This is a genomic window from Vibrio glycogenivorans, assembly GCF_051660965.1.
Classification (GTDB): Bacteria; Pseudomonadota; Gammaproteobacteria; order Enterobacterales; family Vibrionaceae; genus Vibrio.
On record NZ_JBPVIS010000005.1, the window covers coordinates 1 to 17,109 of the forward strand.

Below are 17,109 nucleotides of genomic sequence, written 5' to 3' on the forward strand. Positions count from 1 at the left end.
ATTTCTACGTTGAATTACTATGGGTGTCCTGATAAATACGGCTTCAAAGCCCGCAACCTAATGAATTACTATGGGTGTCTTGGTAACTACTAGTTATGGGTGTCTTGATAAATATTCTGTTTAACGGGGCACCTCTCGCGACAATAGAACCCCTCGCTCCCCGTAGCGCTAGCGTCCCCGCCCCTCGCCCCCCTCAACCAAGGTATTGAGATTAAAGTGCCAGTCACAGCACTCTCCAGGCTCAATAATCTGACACTGCGCGTTTGATGCCGCTTCAGCAATCGAATCAAACGCGGCCGTGCAGGGCTCCAGGGCGAAATTGTAGTGACCACGAAACCCAGCTTGATTCTTCCAGATACTCAACCATGGTACGGTGCGATGGTCGACGTTCATCATTACTTTGACTTGCTCATTTTCAAAGCCAAACTCATCACCTTGGCGCAATCGCTGATTAAAATAGAACTTATCACACAGGGCTGATTGCGCTGACGCGATCTGCGCTAGATCATACTCGCCAAATGGCGTCTTGGTTAGTGGCCATGGGTGCTGCGCGCCAAAGTCGCCTAATAACGGGCTGGTGTCACAGACGCTGATGACGGATTGCAGGTGAGACGGGACCACTATACGTGTCTGCGGTGATGCCTTGAATAAGGCATGGGGGGTCCACATAAACGGCAGCGGCGCTGCGTTGTTATCTAAACTCAATTGATAGTGGCTCTCGAGACAATGCTGCTCGAGTTTAACCGACTTACGTAGCGTGTAACCAAAATGGGGGCTGGTGACACTAAAATGAAGCTGGCGTTCGTCCCCTACCTCGCACTCCCAAGGCAGTGCCCATACCTCACCGTGATCAGGGATAGCGTGTTTACTCCCTGGCAGGGTGCAAGCTTTAATCGTCGGGAAACACTCGTCAAAGCCACTCATGTCAAAATCGGCAAAGCTGGCGCCATAGGGGGGCAGTGTGAGGGTTTGCTCAGGGGACTGATAGAGCAACTCTATCTCTTCGCCTGAAGATAATACCTTGAGTGAGCAGAGTTTACTGCCGTAGGTGGGTAACCACTCGGCTCGCAATTGAGGCGTGGTCAAAATAATCGAATCTAGGCCTTTATAACGACCAAAGGAGAGGTCCGTCATTGTCTATTTACATCCTTAGTATGCACAGCCGCGACTGATATTGGGGATGTTGAATGGAGAGATGACTATCAGCAGGTGCCGTGAAGAGGGTTAGGCGATGGGACGTAATGCGGATCCCATCGCCTAAAACACGCCAACTCAGGTGGAGTAGCCTAAGCTAGCATGTGTTCTTTAATACGAAGTTGGGTAGGTGCGCTCCCAGCCTCGCTCATGGAAAGAGCTTGAGCCAGTCGATGAGAACTCATTGACTTTCTTGTCATAGTTACTGGTTTTAAGCCCCTTCACCAGACCTTGAACCAAGGCAATTTCCAACTTATTTCGGATTGCAGCGTGTTCACTGTCATGGATCAGGTTGTTGCTCTCACCTGGGTCTTTGCTGATATCAAACAATGACATCGATTCATTGTTGTAAATCGCCAACTTGTGGTGCTTAGAGCGCGCCATCACACCATAGGTGGTGACACCAATAATGATTCTGTCTTCATCATCCTCTGCAAGATCTTGCCCCGACAAATCGACTTTCGGGATGTCACAACCTGCGTAAGTCAAGATGGTTGGGAACAAGTCAGAGATATTCTTCAAGTTATCGTTAAACTGCGTCGTTGCATCCTGCGCACGGTAGTCACGCACGATCATCGGAATACGAATACTTGGCTCATGGAACGGCGCTTTACCCAGCATCTTGAAGTCACCCAGATAATCACCGTGATCCGAGCAGAAGATCACTACGGTATTGTCCAGCTCACCAGTTTGCTCTAGCGTCGCCAAAATTTTCTTCACGTCCTCGTCGATACGCTCAACAAGAACAGCATAGTGATGACGGATCTTGCGGATTTCCGCATCGGTCAAATCACGGATATCCGTGTTGGCCCAATCACGCGTGTAAGCATTCACGATCTGCTCATAGTGATCCTGACTCTCAGACGTCGGCGGATTCGCCGCTGGGATCTTGCTAGGGTCAATACGCGATAGTTCATCTGCCGGTGGATCGTATGGACAGTGTGGCCCGGGGAAACCAACCATTACCGCGAACGGCTTATCCTTATCACGTGACTCTAGGTACTTACACGTCTCTCGACCGACCCAGCGGTCGATATGGTGCTCTTCAGCAAGCTCATTAACCGCCGCACCTTTGAACTCGTCATAGCCCTTCAGGTCATTACCATGAAGTTTTTTGCCATCAACCGACTGCAGGTACTCATAGTAATCATCCTCAACCGAGATATGACGCTTGTCCTCAGAGATAATTCGGGTTTCAAAGCCTTCGCTCTCATCCCAAGGGTAGAAGTGCATCTTACCGATGGCTGCAGTGGCATAACCGTTTTGCTGCAGGATCTCAGGCCAAGTAAAAATGTTCATCTCGCGGTGATCGGGTCTTATCCAAGACAAGTTATCGATCACCCCGTTGCCCTCTGGGCTCAGGCCCGTCATTAGCGAGCCACGCGCAGGCACACACATCGGTGATGGTGAGATGGTGTTGGTGTAAACCGTGCCTTTCTCAGCTAAGGTGTCTAACGCCGGCGTCTTAAGAAAGTCCGCGCCGTAAGCTCCCAAAAAGTCTGGCCTAAGCTGGTCTGGCATCATTAACAATATGTTAGGCTTTTTCATTACAAATTCCTTTTAATCTGCCGCGTTGGCATATTCCAAACGCTTAGATTTTCTAGTCACTAAAGATTCAATTTCTTCCAGCGATTTGTTCTTAGTCTCAGGAACAAATAGCGTGATAAAGAGCACCCCGAGGCAGGCACAGGTAGCGAAGAACATAAAGGTCCCTGCAGCCCCCGCTTGGCTTAACACCACTGGGAAGTATTTTTGCACACAGAAGGCGAACACACTGGTCATCATAGAGAAGAATGGAATCGCCGCTGAGCGGATAGCATTCGGTGTGATCTCAGAGAGTAGTACCCACATCAAGGCGCCGAGTGAGAAGTAGTAAGCCGCTTTAAAGGCATAGATAGCAATCACTACCGCTAGCGCATTAATCTCGATAAAGGCACTAAAGATACGTCCTTCGTACAGGTCATAGTCGCGCTGTTCAAATAGCGCACGCGCCACCTGCTTAAACTCTTTATCCGAAGTCAGTGTCATGCCACGCACATCTTCAAGCGCTGCCTCATCAGAGATAATGTCTTCGATTTTGGCGATATTTTCATCAGTAAACTTGTACTCTGCTTTGTGGAAAGAGTACGACATGGTCAGCAAACTGATGGCGATAACCGACAGGCCGGTGAGGTAGATTGGCTTACGACCAAATTTGTCGACCACAGACACGGCAGCCAGAGACATGATCACGCCCAGCAGACCCAAGATCGCGGCTTGCATAAAGGCAGAGTCTTGCCCAAGGCCAACTTGTTGGAAAATGATTGGAGAATAATAGCTGATCGCATCGGCGCCACTAGAGGTTTGAATAAAGTTTAAGCCCAAACCCAAAAGCAGAACCTTGCGCATCTTCGGCGAGAAGAACAGCTTGAATTGGTGCGTGGTGGTGGTGTTACACGCCGCCTTGGCGATACTGTCTTTAATGCCCTCGATGACTTCTTTGACATCCTCTGGACGGTTAACGTTTTCAATGATCTTCTTCGCCTCTTCAACGCGATCTTTGTACATCAACCAGCGAGGAGACTCTGGAATTCTAAATAGCAACAGGAACCACATAAGCGCCAATGGAATTTCCACGGCAAACATCGAGCGCCAGACATTGTGGGTATTAAAGAAGAACGAACTGTCATCCACCAGCTGGATAAACCAATAGTTAACACTGTGCGCGGCAAAAAAGCCAATCCCCACCAAGACTTGGTTAAAGGCAATCAATTTGCCTCGAACCTTTGAAGGTGCGAGTTCGCCGGTATAAAGCGCTGTGGTACTGAGCGAGCAGAACGCCATACCACCGAGAAGACGCGCCATGACTAAGAAGTGATAGTTAGGTGCAAAGGTGGAAGCGATGGCAGAAACCAAGTAAAGGAACGCAATCCCCATTAGGGTTTTCTTACGGCCAAACGTGTTGACAATACGGCCACATATCGCCAGGGCAAAGATAGCGCCCAGCGCTGGCGCGGCAACCAGCATACCGACTTGCAAGTCGTCGAGCGCGAATTCCGCCCTTGCAAAGCCAATGATCCCCGCGATGATCCCGGCATCCAAGCCAAAGACCAGGCCCCCTAATATAACAATTGACACATATTTTATGACGTTCCCGTATGCTGCCAGCATATACAATCTCCATATCAAAACAAGATGCTATAATAGCATTTGGGTTCATTCTATGCGGAATCGTTGAGTGAAGATATCGGTCATATGCGCCAATGTGACACTTGGCACACTATTTCGCTCCGACCTAGGTAAAACGATTACAATGGTCACAAAATAGTCTGAAAACAGTCTCCAAATATTGCAATAAAAGCGAATCAACCAGTGTGTAACATAAATAATGATAACGACTTGTCAGCACTCAAAATGCAAAAATGGCAAATGAATTTGCAATTATAAACCGAATCAGTAAGCCATAAACCTTGGGCAGGAATGGTATATTTTATCAATACTCTCTTTAATGTCACTTAATTAGTATGCCGAGTTCTCTTTACAGCGATTAGTTGTATTCATCTTTATTATCGAGAGTCAGTTTTTAGTTCGTCCGTCACTATAAGTGACCATAGCGAAAAACTCTCAACAAGCTGCTTCCCTAACCAAACCAAAAGACACTCACCTAGTCACCTCACTAGCCTTAACAAGGTAGCGGTGTGAAGTTACCTGATGGTCTCTCTTGTCAACCAAAGGCCGATCTTGAAGCTGATTGAACAAAAATGTCATCTATAGCGACGCAAAATATGATCATTCGCATAATTTTTGGCTAACAGGTAGACCAATCATCGATCCAAATCACAGTTCAAAGTGCTACTATAGCAATCACAAGGAGCAAAAGGCTATTATAGCATTATTGGAATTGAAGTATTAGGTAGTTATGGTGAATAGTAGAACAAGGAAAGAGCAGCTCGAGTTTGATTTCGTCGTCGTCGGCGGCGGGCTGCCCGGCGTCTGTACTGCATTGGCAGCCGCGAGAGCAGGGATTAAGGTGGCGTTAGTCCAAGACAGACCGGTATTAGGTGGTAACAGCTCATCAGAGGTGCGCGTATGGGCACTGGGCGCGACGGCACATATGGATTCAAACCATAAGTGGAGCCGTGAAGGTGGCGTGGTCAACGAGATCCTGGTTGAAAACAACCATCGCAACCCCGATGGCAATAGCTATATCTATGATGACATCCTACTTGAGAAAGTGCTGGCCGAGCCCAACCTTTCTTTGTTTCTCAACACCGCAATCAGTGATGTGGAGACTCATAATGATCAAATTGTGGCGGTGTTGGGTTACAACAGCTCAAACGAAACCCGCTATGAGTTCCAAGCCAAGCTTTACAGCGACTGCTCTGGCGACGGTATCCTCGGCTTTGCCGCCGGGGCAGACTTTATTGATGTGCCTGAGAAAAAAGAGCTATACAACGAGACTATGGTTCGCGATGAGAGCTACGGAGACAAACTCGGCAGCTCGCTGATGTTTGAGGTCGAGGAGTGCGGGAAAGAGGTTCACTACACCCCGCCAGGCTACATCTATGACGACATTACCTGTCTACCACGTTATAAAGACATTAAGTTGCTTGATGAGGGCTGTCACTTCTGGTGGCTTGAGTACGGCGGTCGCCTAGACACGATTCATGAAAATGAAACTATTAAGTTCGAGCTGAGAAAAGCGCTGTTTACCACTTGGAATTACATCAAAAACTCGGGCAAGTTCCCTGAAGCCAAAACCAAAAACCTTGCTTGGGTGGGCTCTATCCCTGGCAAGCGACAAGGCCGCCGCTTCTTAGGTGATTATGTTCTGAATCAACACGATGTGATGAACGCTCACAACCATCCGGACAACGTTGCCTATGGTGGCTGGTCGATTGACCTTCACCCAGCTGATGGCATGTTCTCTAACTATGAGGCGTGTTTCCAATGGCACATGCCAACCATCTACCCGATCCCATTCCGCTGCCTATACAGCCGCAATATCAGTAACCTGATGATTGGTGGTCGCTTGACCTCAGTGTCGCATATTGCATTTGGCAGTACTCGCGTGATGCTCACGGGTGCGCTGTGTGGCCAAGCGTCAGGGGTTGCCGCCGCTGTGTGTGTAGAGAACAACCTGCTGCCGAAAGATATCATTCGCGAAGAGAACCTCGAAAAGCTGCATGTCCGCTTGATGCGTACGGGTCAGTTTGTGCCGAATATTCTTCCGAAGGACCAAGAGGACTTGGTTCAAAGCGCAACGCTCAAATCATCGAGCAGCTTTAAGTTTACTGGCCTCACTCACCAAGGTGAGTACTTCCCACTTAACCATGACTACGCAGTGCTAATGCCAGTCCCAAGTGGCCAGTTACCCGCCTTTACCGTACCGGTTCGCGCGCAAAAAGAGACCGCCGTTGACGTGAGAGTGTTCAAAACCAAAGGACCGGGTTACACACCAAGCTTTGCCGTGTTTGAATCAACGCTTAAGGTGCAACAAGGCGAATCGAGCCTACACATCGAGCCGAACCTGAATATCGAGAGCGATGAGTACATCTACATCGCATTTAATCAAAACTCAGACGTAGAGGTGGGCGCCTCATCTGAGCACATCAGTTCAATCATCACGGTTTATCGTGGTGAGGACGATACGCAGACATTTGATGCAGAATACAATATCCCAGACTTTACTATCTGGCGTACTCAGAGATTGCCGTACTCGAATATCGCGATTTCCTTTGACCGTGAGGTAGATATCTTCCCTGTGAGCCACGTCAAATCCTTCCCGTATCGACCAACCACACAGTCAAACTGCTGGGTTGATCGAGTCGATGCACACAATGCGTTGCACCTTGAGTGGGAGCAGAGTGTTGAGCTAAAAGATAAGGTCCTAACCCTGCACTTTGACAGTGACCTCAACCAATCACTGGAAACGCTTAAACCACATAAATTTAATGCCTTCCCTTGTAATGTGAAGTCATTTGAAGTGATTGACCAAAATGGCGCTCAGATACACAAGGTCGATAACAACTATCAGTCAATCGTCAAGCTGCCATTGAACTGTGCTTCTACCGATAAAATCTCAATTCGAGTTTTGGAGTCTTGGGGAAGTGATTACTTTGGTATCTTCGGTATCACAATACACTAATCGCTCTTGTGGTTAATATTGTTCCTGACTGATGTCGCACGAATAATATTAACCACATAATTAAAATAAATTTTATTTATAGCGTTCTAATTAAAGAACACTGTTTCGGGAAAACTATTAAGGCTGATAACCACCAGCCTAATAAATAAACATGACATTAGCGGGCTAGATTATTTCTAAGTGAACAGCAAACGAACTGAGTTAGTAATTCGCTCGCGTTTATATGTCAAATTGTTAATGGTAGATGATGATTATTTGACCTTAATCGTTATTTTGTATTTTGCTTGGCTCAAAACATGTCGGATATCACGTTTGTGACCTGTGCATAGACGATTACTTGAGCGAGTTCTTTATACTGGATGCGGAATGCTATTATAGCCGCAGGTAACCTAGGTATAACGATATCAATCCGTTGACATTCAATGTGCGACAACGTCGTCAAAAACGAACAACATCTTTCAAGTAGGGATAGTTATGAAGTTTAGAGAAAGAGTAATTGATAAAGACCTAGTCATTGTTGGGGCGGGTTTTCCAGGTATTTGTGCGGCTATCCAAGCGGCGCGTAAAGGGGTAAAAGTCGCGCTGATCAATGATCGTGGTGTGCTTGGCGGTAACACTAGTGCTGAGATTGGCGTGTCGGTCGACGGAGCTTGTGATGGTGGTAAGCTCAACCTCAACTCGCGCGAGGGCGGGATTTGTTCAGAGATCCTCACCGAATACCAAAACAGAACGCCGATCAAGCGCAGCCGTTACACCTTTGATGGCGTGCTGATTGACTTTATCAACCGCGAAAAAAATATCGAGGTATTCCTCAACACCTGTGTGGATGAAGCGCAAACCGACGGCAATACGATTGTCTCAGTCTCAGGGACACAAAACACCACCGAGACGCGCTACCACTTCAACGCGAAATGGTTTATCGACGACACCGGTGACGGTGCGCTTGGCGCAATGTCCGGGGCAGAGTTTATGCTCGGTCGTGAAGGTGCAAAAACCTTCGATGAGAATATTGCCCCAGAGGAAGCGGACAAATACGTTATCCCTTCGACTCTAACCTTCCATGCGTTCGACGCAGGCCATGAAGTACCGTTCAAAGCACCAGAGACCGCATTTAACCTCGCCGAATCTGATGTTCTTGACCGTCGTATCATTCCAAAAGACAGCTTTGATCTCTTTAAGTGGTACTACGAAATCGGTGGAGAGTATGACCATGTCTTTGACCGTGAACAGATCATCCGTGACCATAAGAGCTTAGTGTGGGGTATTTGGGACCATATTAAGAACAGTGGCGAATACCCAGGATCGGAAAACTACGATATCGAATACATGGCGTGTATTCCAGGCACGCGTGAATATCGCCGCCTAGTCGGTGATTACATCCTGACAGAAAAAGACATCATCATTCAACCCGACCACGTTGATACGGTAGGTCACGGCGGCTGGAACATTGACCTGCATGCGATCAAGGGCTTCTTTGACGAAGACTTGGTTAACAAGCACATCAACTTTAATGGCATCTACCAGATCCCTTATCGTTGTGGTTACTCAAAGAACGTCAGCAACCTGTTTATGTGTGGTCGCTGTATGTCGACCTCGCACGTCGCCTTTGGCTCAGCGCGTGTGACTGCGACGCTCTCTACCCTAGGTCAGGCCGTGGGTATGGCGGCGGCGCTATGTCATAAGTACGACTGTAATCCGCGTGATATCTACACCGATCACCTAGAAGAGCTGCAACAAGAGCTGCTAAACGCTGACCAATATATCGTGGGTAAGCAGCGCAAAGATGCCACCGACATTGCGCCGCAAGCCAAAGTAACAGCCAGCTCGCACGCAGCGCTTGGCTACAACGAGCCGATTGAGGTCGACTTGGAAAAAGTCCTCACTGACAGCGGGTTAAAGCACTTGATCCCGAAAGTTCGCGAGCTTAAAGAGCAAGAGTCGCAAACCACCGAAGTCGGTCCATCTTTCCAAAAAGTGATGTACGAGCTGTACAAAGGCTTTGACTCGGATAAACGATTGGATGAAAACCTTGCCCTGTCGATTCCAGTCGTCGAGAAGCTCGACCAGGTAGAGATCTTGCTCAGAGCGAAAGCCAACACCGCCCTTGAGTACAATATCTACCTGCCGGAAAAGGCCGAAAACTATGGTCCAGACCAGTGCGTATTCAGCGGTAAGGTCAATGTCGATAAGAACGATAACTTTGTTTGGGTCACGCTACCGGCTGATATCAAAATCGAGCAACGCTACGTCCTAGTCGAGTTGGTCACCAACACCGATATCGCACTAGCGATTGGTGGCCGCGAGCAGCCAACCGGCATCATGTTCCGTTCGAAAGAGAACTTTGCCGAAAACGAGGTCGACTACAAAACCCTTGAGATGTCACCCAAGGTTTGGCAGCGCGCCCCTCTGACTGCGTGTTACCGCACCACACCGGCTCAAGACGTTTATCAAGCCGACAATGTCATCAACGGCTTTAACCGTCCTTATGGCTTGCCGCACCTATGGCTAGCTGATAAAGCCGACGCTCAGCCTTATGTTGAGCTGGAGTGGGATAGCGAAGTGGATATTAGCCAGATTGAACTGGTGTTTGCCGCCGATCTGACGCGAAGAATTGAGTACGAGAACTTCAACTCGACCCTTGACTACATCGCCCAAAGCTACCGCATCAGCTACCTCGACAACGATGAGTTTAAGCCAGTAGTGAGCGTGGAAGGCAACTACCAAAAATGTGTCAAGCATGCGATTGAACCTGTCTCGACACGCAAGATCAGGGTCGAACTTCTGAGCTCAATGAACGACCAAGTTGGCCTGTATGAAGTGAAGGTAAGAGGTTAAGAATAATAAAAGGTGAGCATGAACCTAGTTTGTGCTCATTGATTTATAGGGATTAATTTGCGCTTAATTTGTCAGTTTAACACGCTGTTTTAGCTCAAACTGACGCAGTGATTTAAGGAAAATAATATGAAACAAAGAAGGTTTAATTGCTTGACTCTTGCCATCGCAGGCGTCGTCGGCTTGTCCGGCCAAGCAATTGCAGGTGCCACCGATACAGCGGCAGAAGCTGCGCTGTTCAACCGCTCATTGAGCTCCATCTTGACGCTGCAGAACGCAGAAGCCAAGATGAAAAGCGGCGACCCTTGGATTGAGGTGAATCTACTGTCAGAGAACCACCACGATGCCTCGTTTTCGTTTGAGCCAGAAACGCCTTGGGATTTCAGCAACAAAGAGACTGTGGCCTTGGCTCTGGATATTGAAAACCCGCTAGACTCGTCTGTGCACGCCTACATTTACACGCATGATGCGAACGGTGTTTTCCAACTGCGCAGCCGCGTGATCCCAGCCAACAGCAAAGACTCTTACCTGATGGAGCTCAAAGTTCCGGCATTAGAGCTCGACAGCGGCATCCGCAGCGATCCACCAAGCTGGTCTCACGACTACGTCGAGACTATCTGGCGTACGGGTAGCAAAGAGCTGGATATGAGCGCAATCAGTAAAGTGCGCGTGATGATCTCAGGTGTACTTGAAGATAAGACCCTGCGTGTAAGTAACCTTCGCCTAGTTGAGCCAAAAGACTTCGATCCTGAATACCTAGTGGGTCTGGTCGATAAGTTTGGTCAAAATGCCAAGGTCGACTTCCCGTACAAGATCAATAGCATGGAACATTTGCTTGAGGTCTCTGCCAAAGAGCAAGCCGAGCTTATCGATCAACCAATCGCTTCACGCTCTAAGTTCAACGGCTGGGCTGATGGTCCAAAATTGGAAGCGACAGGCTACTACCGCGTCGAGAAATACAAGGGTCAATGGACCATGGTCGACCCAGAAGGTTATCTGTTCTGGTCCAATGGTATCGCCAACATCCGTATGTCGAACACCTCAACCGTTACCGGTTACGACTTTGACCCTAAAAAGATTTACCAACGTGCCGCCGACGATAACACGCCGGAGGACTCAGAAGGCCTAAACCGTGTACCAGAAAAAGCTTGGGGTACACGTTTCGTCAGCTCTCCAATGCGCGCCAATATGTTTACCTGGCTTCCAGAGTATGACAGTCCAGAAGCGGACAGCTATGGCTATCGTCGCTTGGTGCACAAAGGTCCTGTCAAACAGGGTGAAACGTACAGTTTCTACCGCGAAAACCTGTCGCGTAAGTTTGATCACAAGGGTGAAGAAGACCTAATGGCGCAATGGCGCGATAAAACCATCAAGCGTATGCACACATGGGGCTTTACCTCATTTGGTAACTGGGTTGATCCAGAGTTCTACCAGATGGACCGCCTACCTTACTTCGCTAACGGTTGGGTTATCGGTGACTTTAAGACAGTAAGTTCTGGTAATGACCACTGGGGCCCAATGCCAGATACCTTCGACCCACTGTTTGTTGAGCGCGTTGATGCCACCGTGCGTCAAGTGGCGGCAGAGGTGCAAGACAACCCATGGTGTGTTGGGGTATTTATTGATAACGAGAAGAGCTGGGGCGCAGATTGGTCAGTCCAAGGTCGCTACGGCATCGTGATCAACGGCTTCGCACTGGATGCGAAAGACAGCCCGCTAAAAGCACAAATGGTTAGCTCGCTGAAGAAGAAATACCCTCAGCTAAGCGCCTTTAACAAGGCATGGGATCTTGAGCTTGCAAGCTGGAAGGCCCTTGAGCGTCCACTTGAGGTCACCAACCTATCGCCAGCTGTGGTTGCAGACCTTGCAGACCTGACAGTGGAATACGCAGAGGCGTACTTCAAGGCCGTACGCGAGGCAATGGATCGTCACATGCCAAACCACATGTACCTAGGTCCTCGTTTCGCACACTGGGCAATGACGCCAGAGACGCTGCAAGCGGCTGCGAAATACGTTGATGTGATGAGCTACAACTACTACCGTGAAGGCCTGGATCAACCATACTGGGCGTTCCTAGAAGACATCGATATGCCAAGTATCATTGGTGAGTTCCACAATGGTTCGATGGACTCTGGTCTACTTAACCCTGGCCTTATCATGGCAGAATCACAAGCTGACCGCGGTAAGAAGTACCAAGAGTATGTGAACAGTGCTATCGACAACCCTTACTTTGTTGGTACTCACTGGTTCCAATACATTGACTCGCCTCTAACGGGTCGTGCATGGGATGGTGAAAACTACAACGTCGGTTTTGTCAGCGTTGCCGATGTTCCTTACGGCCCACTTATCGATGCTGCGAAAGAGCTAAACTCGCAAATCTATACGCGCCGTTTCCAAGCACAATAAAACTCGCTGAAAACAAATCCTATCAAGTCAAAGAGCCTCTTCGTCCACGCTGAAGGGGCTCTTTTTTTTCCCTCGGGGAAAGAGGCGAGAAGCGAGATCGCTCTGCTGCGAGAGGCGAGAGGTGTTTGCGGGAACTCTTTGCCACACACTTTTTCATCGAGCATGCTTCGATTTTTAGTTATTCTTACCGCGCGTGGGATACTCCTCGCCTCTCGAATCTCGCCTCTCGTTTCTGCGAAGCAATCTCTAGACTTAACATACCCTTAGTCTGTATATTTAGCAGTCTATCTAATCGTCCGTTGGAGGGACATGTGGTTGCACAAGTGAATCAAAGCGTCATCGATGGCATCGTGTGTTTGCAGGAGTTGGCTAGTAGTAAGTCCCCGGTAGGTCCAAAGGAGCTTGCTGCTCGACTCGGTATCAACGAAACCAAGGTGATTCGCCTGTTAGGAACATTGAAGTTGATGGGCATGGTTGAGCAAAATTCTCAGCGAAAATACACTTGTGGACCGGGTGTTCAACTGCTTGCGGCGCAGAGTTATCACTCCTCACCGCTATTTAGAGCCGCCGTAAAAGTGGCGATGCACAATAACTACAACGACCGGATCCTTGCGGTTGGTTTGCTTTGGCGCAACTCTGTGGTGTATATGTACCACGCTATGCCAGAGCAAGAGCCTGCCGAGGGTATTGGTGGCTATCACTTGGTCGATGTTGCGGATTCTTGTATTGGACAAGCGCTACTCGCCGTCAGCTCTGATGACAATATTCAAGAGCAGATCCAAAGCTTCGACGACGTTCAGCAAGAGAAATTCCTCGCCCAAGTCCCTGGTGTGCGAGAAAACGGTGTCTTGGTTCACCGCGGCAAAGAAGGTCAGGTCTCGAACATGTGTGCACTGGTCAATGTGCAAGGCTTGACCGCCGGTATTGCGTTTGCGGCCTTAGATATCTCTGAATCTGAGGTTGAAAGCTACCTTGCCGAGTTGAAAGGTTTGGTCGCCGATATTGTTGAGGCAAGCAGCCAAGTTGAGGCATAAACCAGTTTTAGGTGGGGATTTATCTTTAACTTTCTGAGACTCTGCTCACCACGACGTGATGCTAAGATTGACGGCGTCGTGGTGAACTATTCAGAGCCGCACCTAACTCAATGACAACACCAAGCCCAGTGCAATCAAAACAACACCGGTTGCACGGGTGCGATACCACTGCTCACCCAAGAACACGATTCCCATCAGCAAACCAAAAATAATACTGACTTGGCGCAGCGCCACCACTAAGCTGACATTGTCGGTCATGGTCATCGCATAGAGTACCAAGCCATAGGTTGTCGCCATCATCACCCCAGCCGTTGCTGATGGCTTGATGATCGCGATGGCATTGGAGAGCTCTTGTCGATGACCCGACAAGCATACCCAGATAATCAGCGGGAAAAACATCGCCCAAAACTGCATCCCAAGATAGAAAATCGCTGAGTATGAGTCACTCAACAGTGCAGCAGCCACTTGGTTCAGCTGAACTAACGCCTCTTTATCCACGATGGAATAGCCAGTGGTGCCAATGGCAGCAACCAAGGCCCACAAGACGCCTAGATTGAGATAGGCTTTGATACTTAACTCACTAAAGCGGGTCAAGGGCACCAATAAGCAGCCTAAGGTAATGACCATAAAGCCAAGCCACTGCGACAAACTCAGCTCATAGCCGAGCAAGAAGGTACCATAACCGACCATCAACACTGGCAAGGCGCGAGCCATTGGATAGATCACGCCAATATCAGCTTGCTTATACGCGTAGGCCAGACCGACCAAATAGATCATCTGACATACGCCGCTGATTAGCAGCAGTTGCCAAAACAGCATCGGTAGCGAATCAAAGCCAATCGTCGCCAGATACCAGATCAAATACGGCGTAAGCAGACTCGCGGCCGCACCGGTTGAGGCAAGGAAAAACGCTGGACCAGAGCTTTGGTTGGATTTACCGAGGATATTCCAGCCAGCATGAAGGAAGGCCGAAATCACGACCAAAAAAAACGCCCAAAATGACATAAAGCGGAGACTTATCTTTTCAGTTCAGCCAGAGATTCGATGCTGATGGCATCGTGGCGCCAATATTCAATATCGCAATCGATCAGCTCACCGGTTTGGCTGTAATTAGTTCGCTCAACCACCATCGCAGGGGTACCCGATGTCGCACGCAACGCTTGCGCCGTCTCGCCAAGCAGTGAACTGGTGCTGACGCGGTACTTTATCTTCGAATAGACCACGCCAAAGTGCTCACGGTAGATATCGGTCAGTGACAGGGACAGGTCATAATCCATCAGATTAGGAAACAGCTCAGGGCGAATATAGTTAGTCACGAACATGACTGGACGCTCTTCCAATGAGCGAACACGCTGAATACGGTGCACCTCTGAGAAAGGGGCTAAGTCAAGCATACTCGCCGCATGCTTAGGTGCAATAATAGTCTTGGCACTGAGCAGCTTAGTGCTTGGTTTGCGCCCTTGCGCTAGAGCCATATTCATAAAGTTCAGCGTTTGCGTTGGGTCATACACCATCGGCTCTGGCGAGATAAACCAGCCACGGCGATCTTCTCGATAAATGCGCCCCTCAGACTCTAGCAGCGACAGCGCTTCGCGCAGGGTCACTCGAGTGGTATCAAAAGACTCGGCTAGTTTGCGCTCTGCAGGAAGTTTTTGCCTTGGCGCTAACATACCAGATTCAATCTGCTCAACAATGACGTCTTTAATTTTTACGTACTGCAATTGTGTATCCTTAGTTATCTATCCCTGCTTAACGCATGCTTAAGCAGGGATGTTTTTTATACGTGAGAGGCGTGAATCAGCGCTTACGCCAAGCTTGAGTACGATTCTCTATCCACTTACCCAGTGTCATGTGCAGCAGCTTAGCCGACGCTGCGGACAACATGATCATCACCGCCATCGCGGCCGCGGCCCCCGTCTGACCGGCATCATCCATATTCAGCACCGCGACCGAGGCTGGAATGGTATTGGTCGAGTACAAGAACACCACCGCCGATGTCGTGGTCATGGCATTAATAAACATGTACGTGGCAATATCTAATATCGCTGGCATACAAACCGGTAAAGTCACTTTAAAGAATAACTTATATTGAGGCAACTTCACCGACGCCGCCGTCGCTTCAATCTCTGCCGGCAACTGCTTGAGTGCGGTGACCGCCGTCATATGCCCCACCGTGTAGTAGTGTACCACTGTGTTGATGACGAGGAAGATCATCGTGCCGTACAGCACATTGAGCGGATTGTTGACATCATTAAAATAGAAGATGTAACCCAAACCTAATACCATTCCCGGAACGGCCATCGGCACGATACTGAGCATCTGCATCAATTGGCGCACAGGTGCAAACGCGCGCCCCTTCTCAATACAGTACGCGCCGGTAAAGATCACCACGGTACCGACAATCGCACTCCAAAAACCCAGTTTGAGAGAGTTAAAGAATGGCGCCCAGCCATAAGTACTCATCTCTGAGAAGTTGTAGTTATTAAGGGTTAAGGTCTTGTTCCAAGGCCAGAATGTCACTAGCGAGCCGTAGACGGCCATCCCCAACACGGCCACCACCGCAACACAGATCAGGCTGCAATAGACAAAGCAGAGTGTGTCTTTCACCTTATTAGGCTCTGGCTGGTAAGCGACTGAGCGGGTATCAAACAGGTTTTTTTGCTTTTTCTTCACCCAACGATCCGCCGCAAACGCCAAACCAGCAGGAAGCAGCAACAAGATACTGGTGACGGCACCCATCGAAAAGTTCTGCTGGCCAACTACTTGCTTGAAGATATCGGTGGCTAGAACGTTATAGCTACCACCGATCACCTTAGGCACACCGAAATCACACACCACCAGTGTAAATACCACAATCAGCGTGCTGATCAAGCCATACTTAGCCGCAGGCAAGGTGACAATAAAGAAGGTTTTCAGCGGTGAGGTTTTCAGCGCACGCGCCGCCTCATACAAGCGCGCATCTGAGGTGCGCAACGAGGTGGTCAAAATCATCAGTGCATGAGGGAAAGTCCAGAAAATCAGGCCCATCGAGATACCAATAATGCCGTAAACCGAATTCCCCATCAGCAACTCACGCGCGACACCTTGGTTACCGAATAAGTAGATCAAGCTGATCGCGGGCAGCAATGATGGCGCCAAGATTGGCGCGGTGCCCAAGACTTGGAATAGCCCCTTCATCGGCATGCACGAGCGGGTGATCGCATACGCGTAGCCAAAGGCGAGCGTCGTCACGACAACCGTGACCAAAAGCCCCAAAGTAAAGGTATTTTCTACCGAGCGCCACAAGGCATCAGAAGCAAAGTAGGTGGCAAAATTTTCCAGTCCCACGAACTCGCCACGTGAGTTTTGCAGGCTCTTTTTCAGCATCGCCCACAGCGGCATCAAGATAAATAGAACCATGGACACCGAAAGCAACGACAGGAAGCCGCCCAACACTAGGTTGTCTTTACTGACTCGATTGAACCAAGAGCGCGACGAAACGGCTCTGGTGTTCACTGATGTGATTTCCATAATCGT

General features: G+C 49.1%; 10 protein-coding genes. 4 read left to right on the top strand and 6 right to left on the bottom strand.

Going from position 1 to position 17,109, the window contains the following annotated elements; translation table 11 throughout:
- Positions 1-168 precede the first annotated feature (168 nt).
- From ACSTTG_RS12375 to ACSTTG_RS12385, 3 genes are all read right to left on the bottom strand, one after another.
- Positions 169-1,134, bottom strand: coding sequence for an aldose epimerase family protein (locus ACSTTG_RS12375; protein ID WP_438475034.1), 966 nt, complete (start codon positions 1,132-1,134; stop codon positions 169-171).
- A 171-nt stretch (positions 1,135-1,305) separates the two neighbouring features.
- Entirely contained in the window at positions 1,306-2,742 is a 1,437-nt protein-coding gene (locus tag ACSTTG_RS12380) for a sulfatase family protein (RefSeq protein WP_438475035.1), read from the bottom strand.
- A gap of 12 nt (positions 2,743-2,754) precedes the next feature.
- Positions 2,755-4,344, bottom strand: coding sequence for an MFS transporter (locus tag ACSTTG_RS12385; RefSeq protein ID WP_438456826.1), 1,590 nt, complete (start codon positions 4,342-4,344; stop codon positions 2,755-2,757).
- A gap of 751 nt (positions 4,345-5,095) precedes the next feature.
- On the opposite strand from ACSTTG_RS12385, the gene ACSTTG_RS12390 reads away from it, so the two are divergent.
- The 4 genes from ACSTTG_RS12390 to ACSTTG_RS12405 all read left to right on the top strand — a co-directional run bounded on the left by ACSTTG_RS12390 (position 5,096) and on the right by ACSTTG_RS12405 (position 13,593).
- Positions 5,096-7,321 carry an FAD-dependent oxidoreductase gene (locus ACSTTG_RS12390; RefSeq protein WP_438475036.1) on the top strand — a complete coding sequence of 742 codons (2,226 nt, stop codon included), beginning with the start codon at positions 5,096-5,098 and terminating at the stop codon, positions 7,319-7,321.
- Between the two features lie 474 nt (positions 7,322-7,795).
- A complete protein-coding gene (locus tag ACSTTG_RS12395; protein WP_438475037.1) occupies positions 7,796-10,156 on the top strand; it encodes an FAD-dependent oxidoreductase in 2,361 nt (786 codons plus the stop codon).
- A 126-nt stretch (positions 10,157-10,282) separates the two neighbouring features.
- The gene (locus tag ACSTTG_RS12400; protein ID WP_438475038.1) at positions 10,283-12,559 is read left to right on the top strand and encodes an agarase; all 2,277 of its coding nucleotides are present in this window, start codon (positions 10,283-10,285) and stop codon (positions 12,557-12,559) included.
- Between the two features lie 311 nt (positions 12,560-12,870).
- Positions 12,871-13,593, top strand: a complete 723-nt coding sequence (locus ACSTTG_RS12405; protein ID WP_438456822.1) for a helix-turn-helix domain-containing protein — start codon at positions 12,871-12,873, stop codon at positions 13,591-13,593.
- A 102-nt stretch (positions 13,594-13,695) separates the two neighbouring features.
- Here the strand turns inward: ACSTTG_RS12405 and ACSTTG_RS12410 are convergent, their stop codons facing one another.
- From ACSTTG_RS12410 to ACSTTG_RS12420, 3 genes are all read right to left on the bottom strand, one after another.
- On the bottom strand, positions 13,696-14,598 hold the full coding sequence (locus ACSTTG_RS12410; RefSeq protein WP_438456821.1) for an EamA family transporter: 903 nt from the start codon (positions 14,596-14,598) through the stop codon (positions 13,696-13,698).
- 11 nt (positions 14,599-14,609) lie between these two features.
- Complete coding sequence (gene phnR, locus ACSTTG_RS12415) at positions 14,610-15,314, bottom strand: phosphonate utilization transcriptional regulator PhnR (RefSeq protein WP_438456820.1); 705 nt, start codon at positions 15,312-15,314, stop codon at positions 14,610-14,612.
- A 76-nt stretch (positions 15,315-15,390) separates the two neighbouring features.
- Positions 15,391-17,103: a putative 2-aminoethylphosphonate ABC transporter permease subunit gene (locus ACSTTG_RS12420; protein ID WP_438475082.1), complete on the bottom strand. Its 1,713-nt coding sequence runs from the start codon at positions 17,101-17,103 to the stop codon at positions 15,391-15,393.
- Positions 17,104-17,109 lie beyond the last annotated feature (6 nt).

Coding starts and splice junctions, on each gene's coding strand:
- ACSTTG_RS12375 (WP_438475034.1), bottom strand. CDS start 1,134: ATGACGGACCTCTCCTTTGGTCGTTATAAAGGCCTAGATTCGATTATT.
- ACSTTG_RS12380 (WP_438475035.1), bottom strand. CDS start 2,742: ATGAAAAAGCCTAACATATTGTTAATGATGCCAGACCAGCTTAGGCCA.
- ACSTTG_RS12385 (WP_438456826.1), bottom strand. CDS start 4,344: ATGCTGGCAGCATACGGGAACGTCATAAAATATGTGTCAATTGTTATA.
- ACSTTG_RS12395 (WP_438475037.1), top strand. CDS start 7,796: ATGAAGTTTAGAGAAAGAGTAATTGATAAAGACCTAGTCATTGTTGGG.
- ACSTTG_RS12400 (WP_438475038.1), top strand. CDS start 10,283: ATGAAACAAAGAAGGTTTAATTGCTTGACTCTTGCCATCGCAGGCGTC.
- ACSTTG_RS12410 (WP_438456821.1), bottom strand. CDS start 14,598: ATGTCATTTTGGGCGTTTTTTTTGGTCGTGATTTCGGCCTTCCTTCAT.
- ACSTTG_RS12420 (WP_438475082.1), bottom strand. CDS start 17,103: ATGGAAATCACATCAGTGAACACCAGAGCCGTTTCGTCGCGCTCTTGG.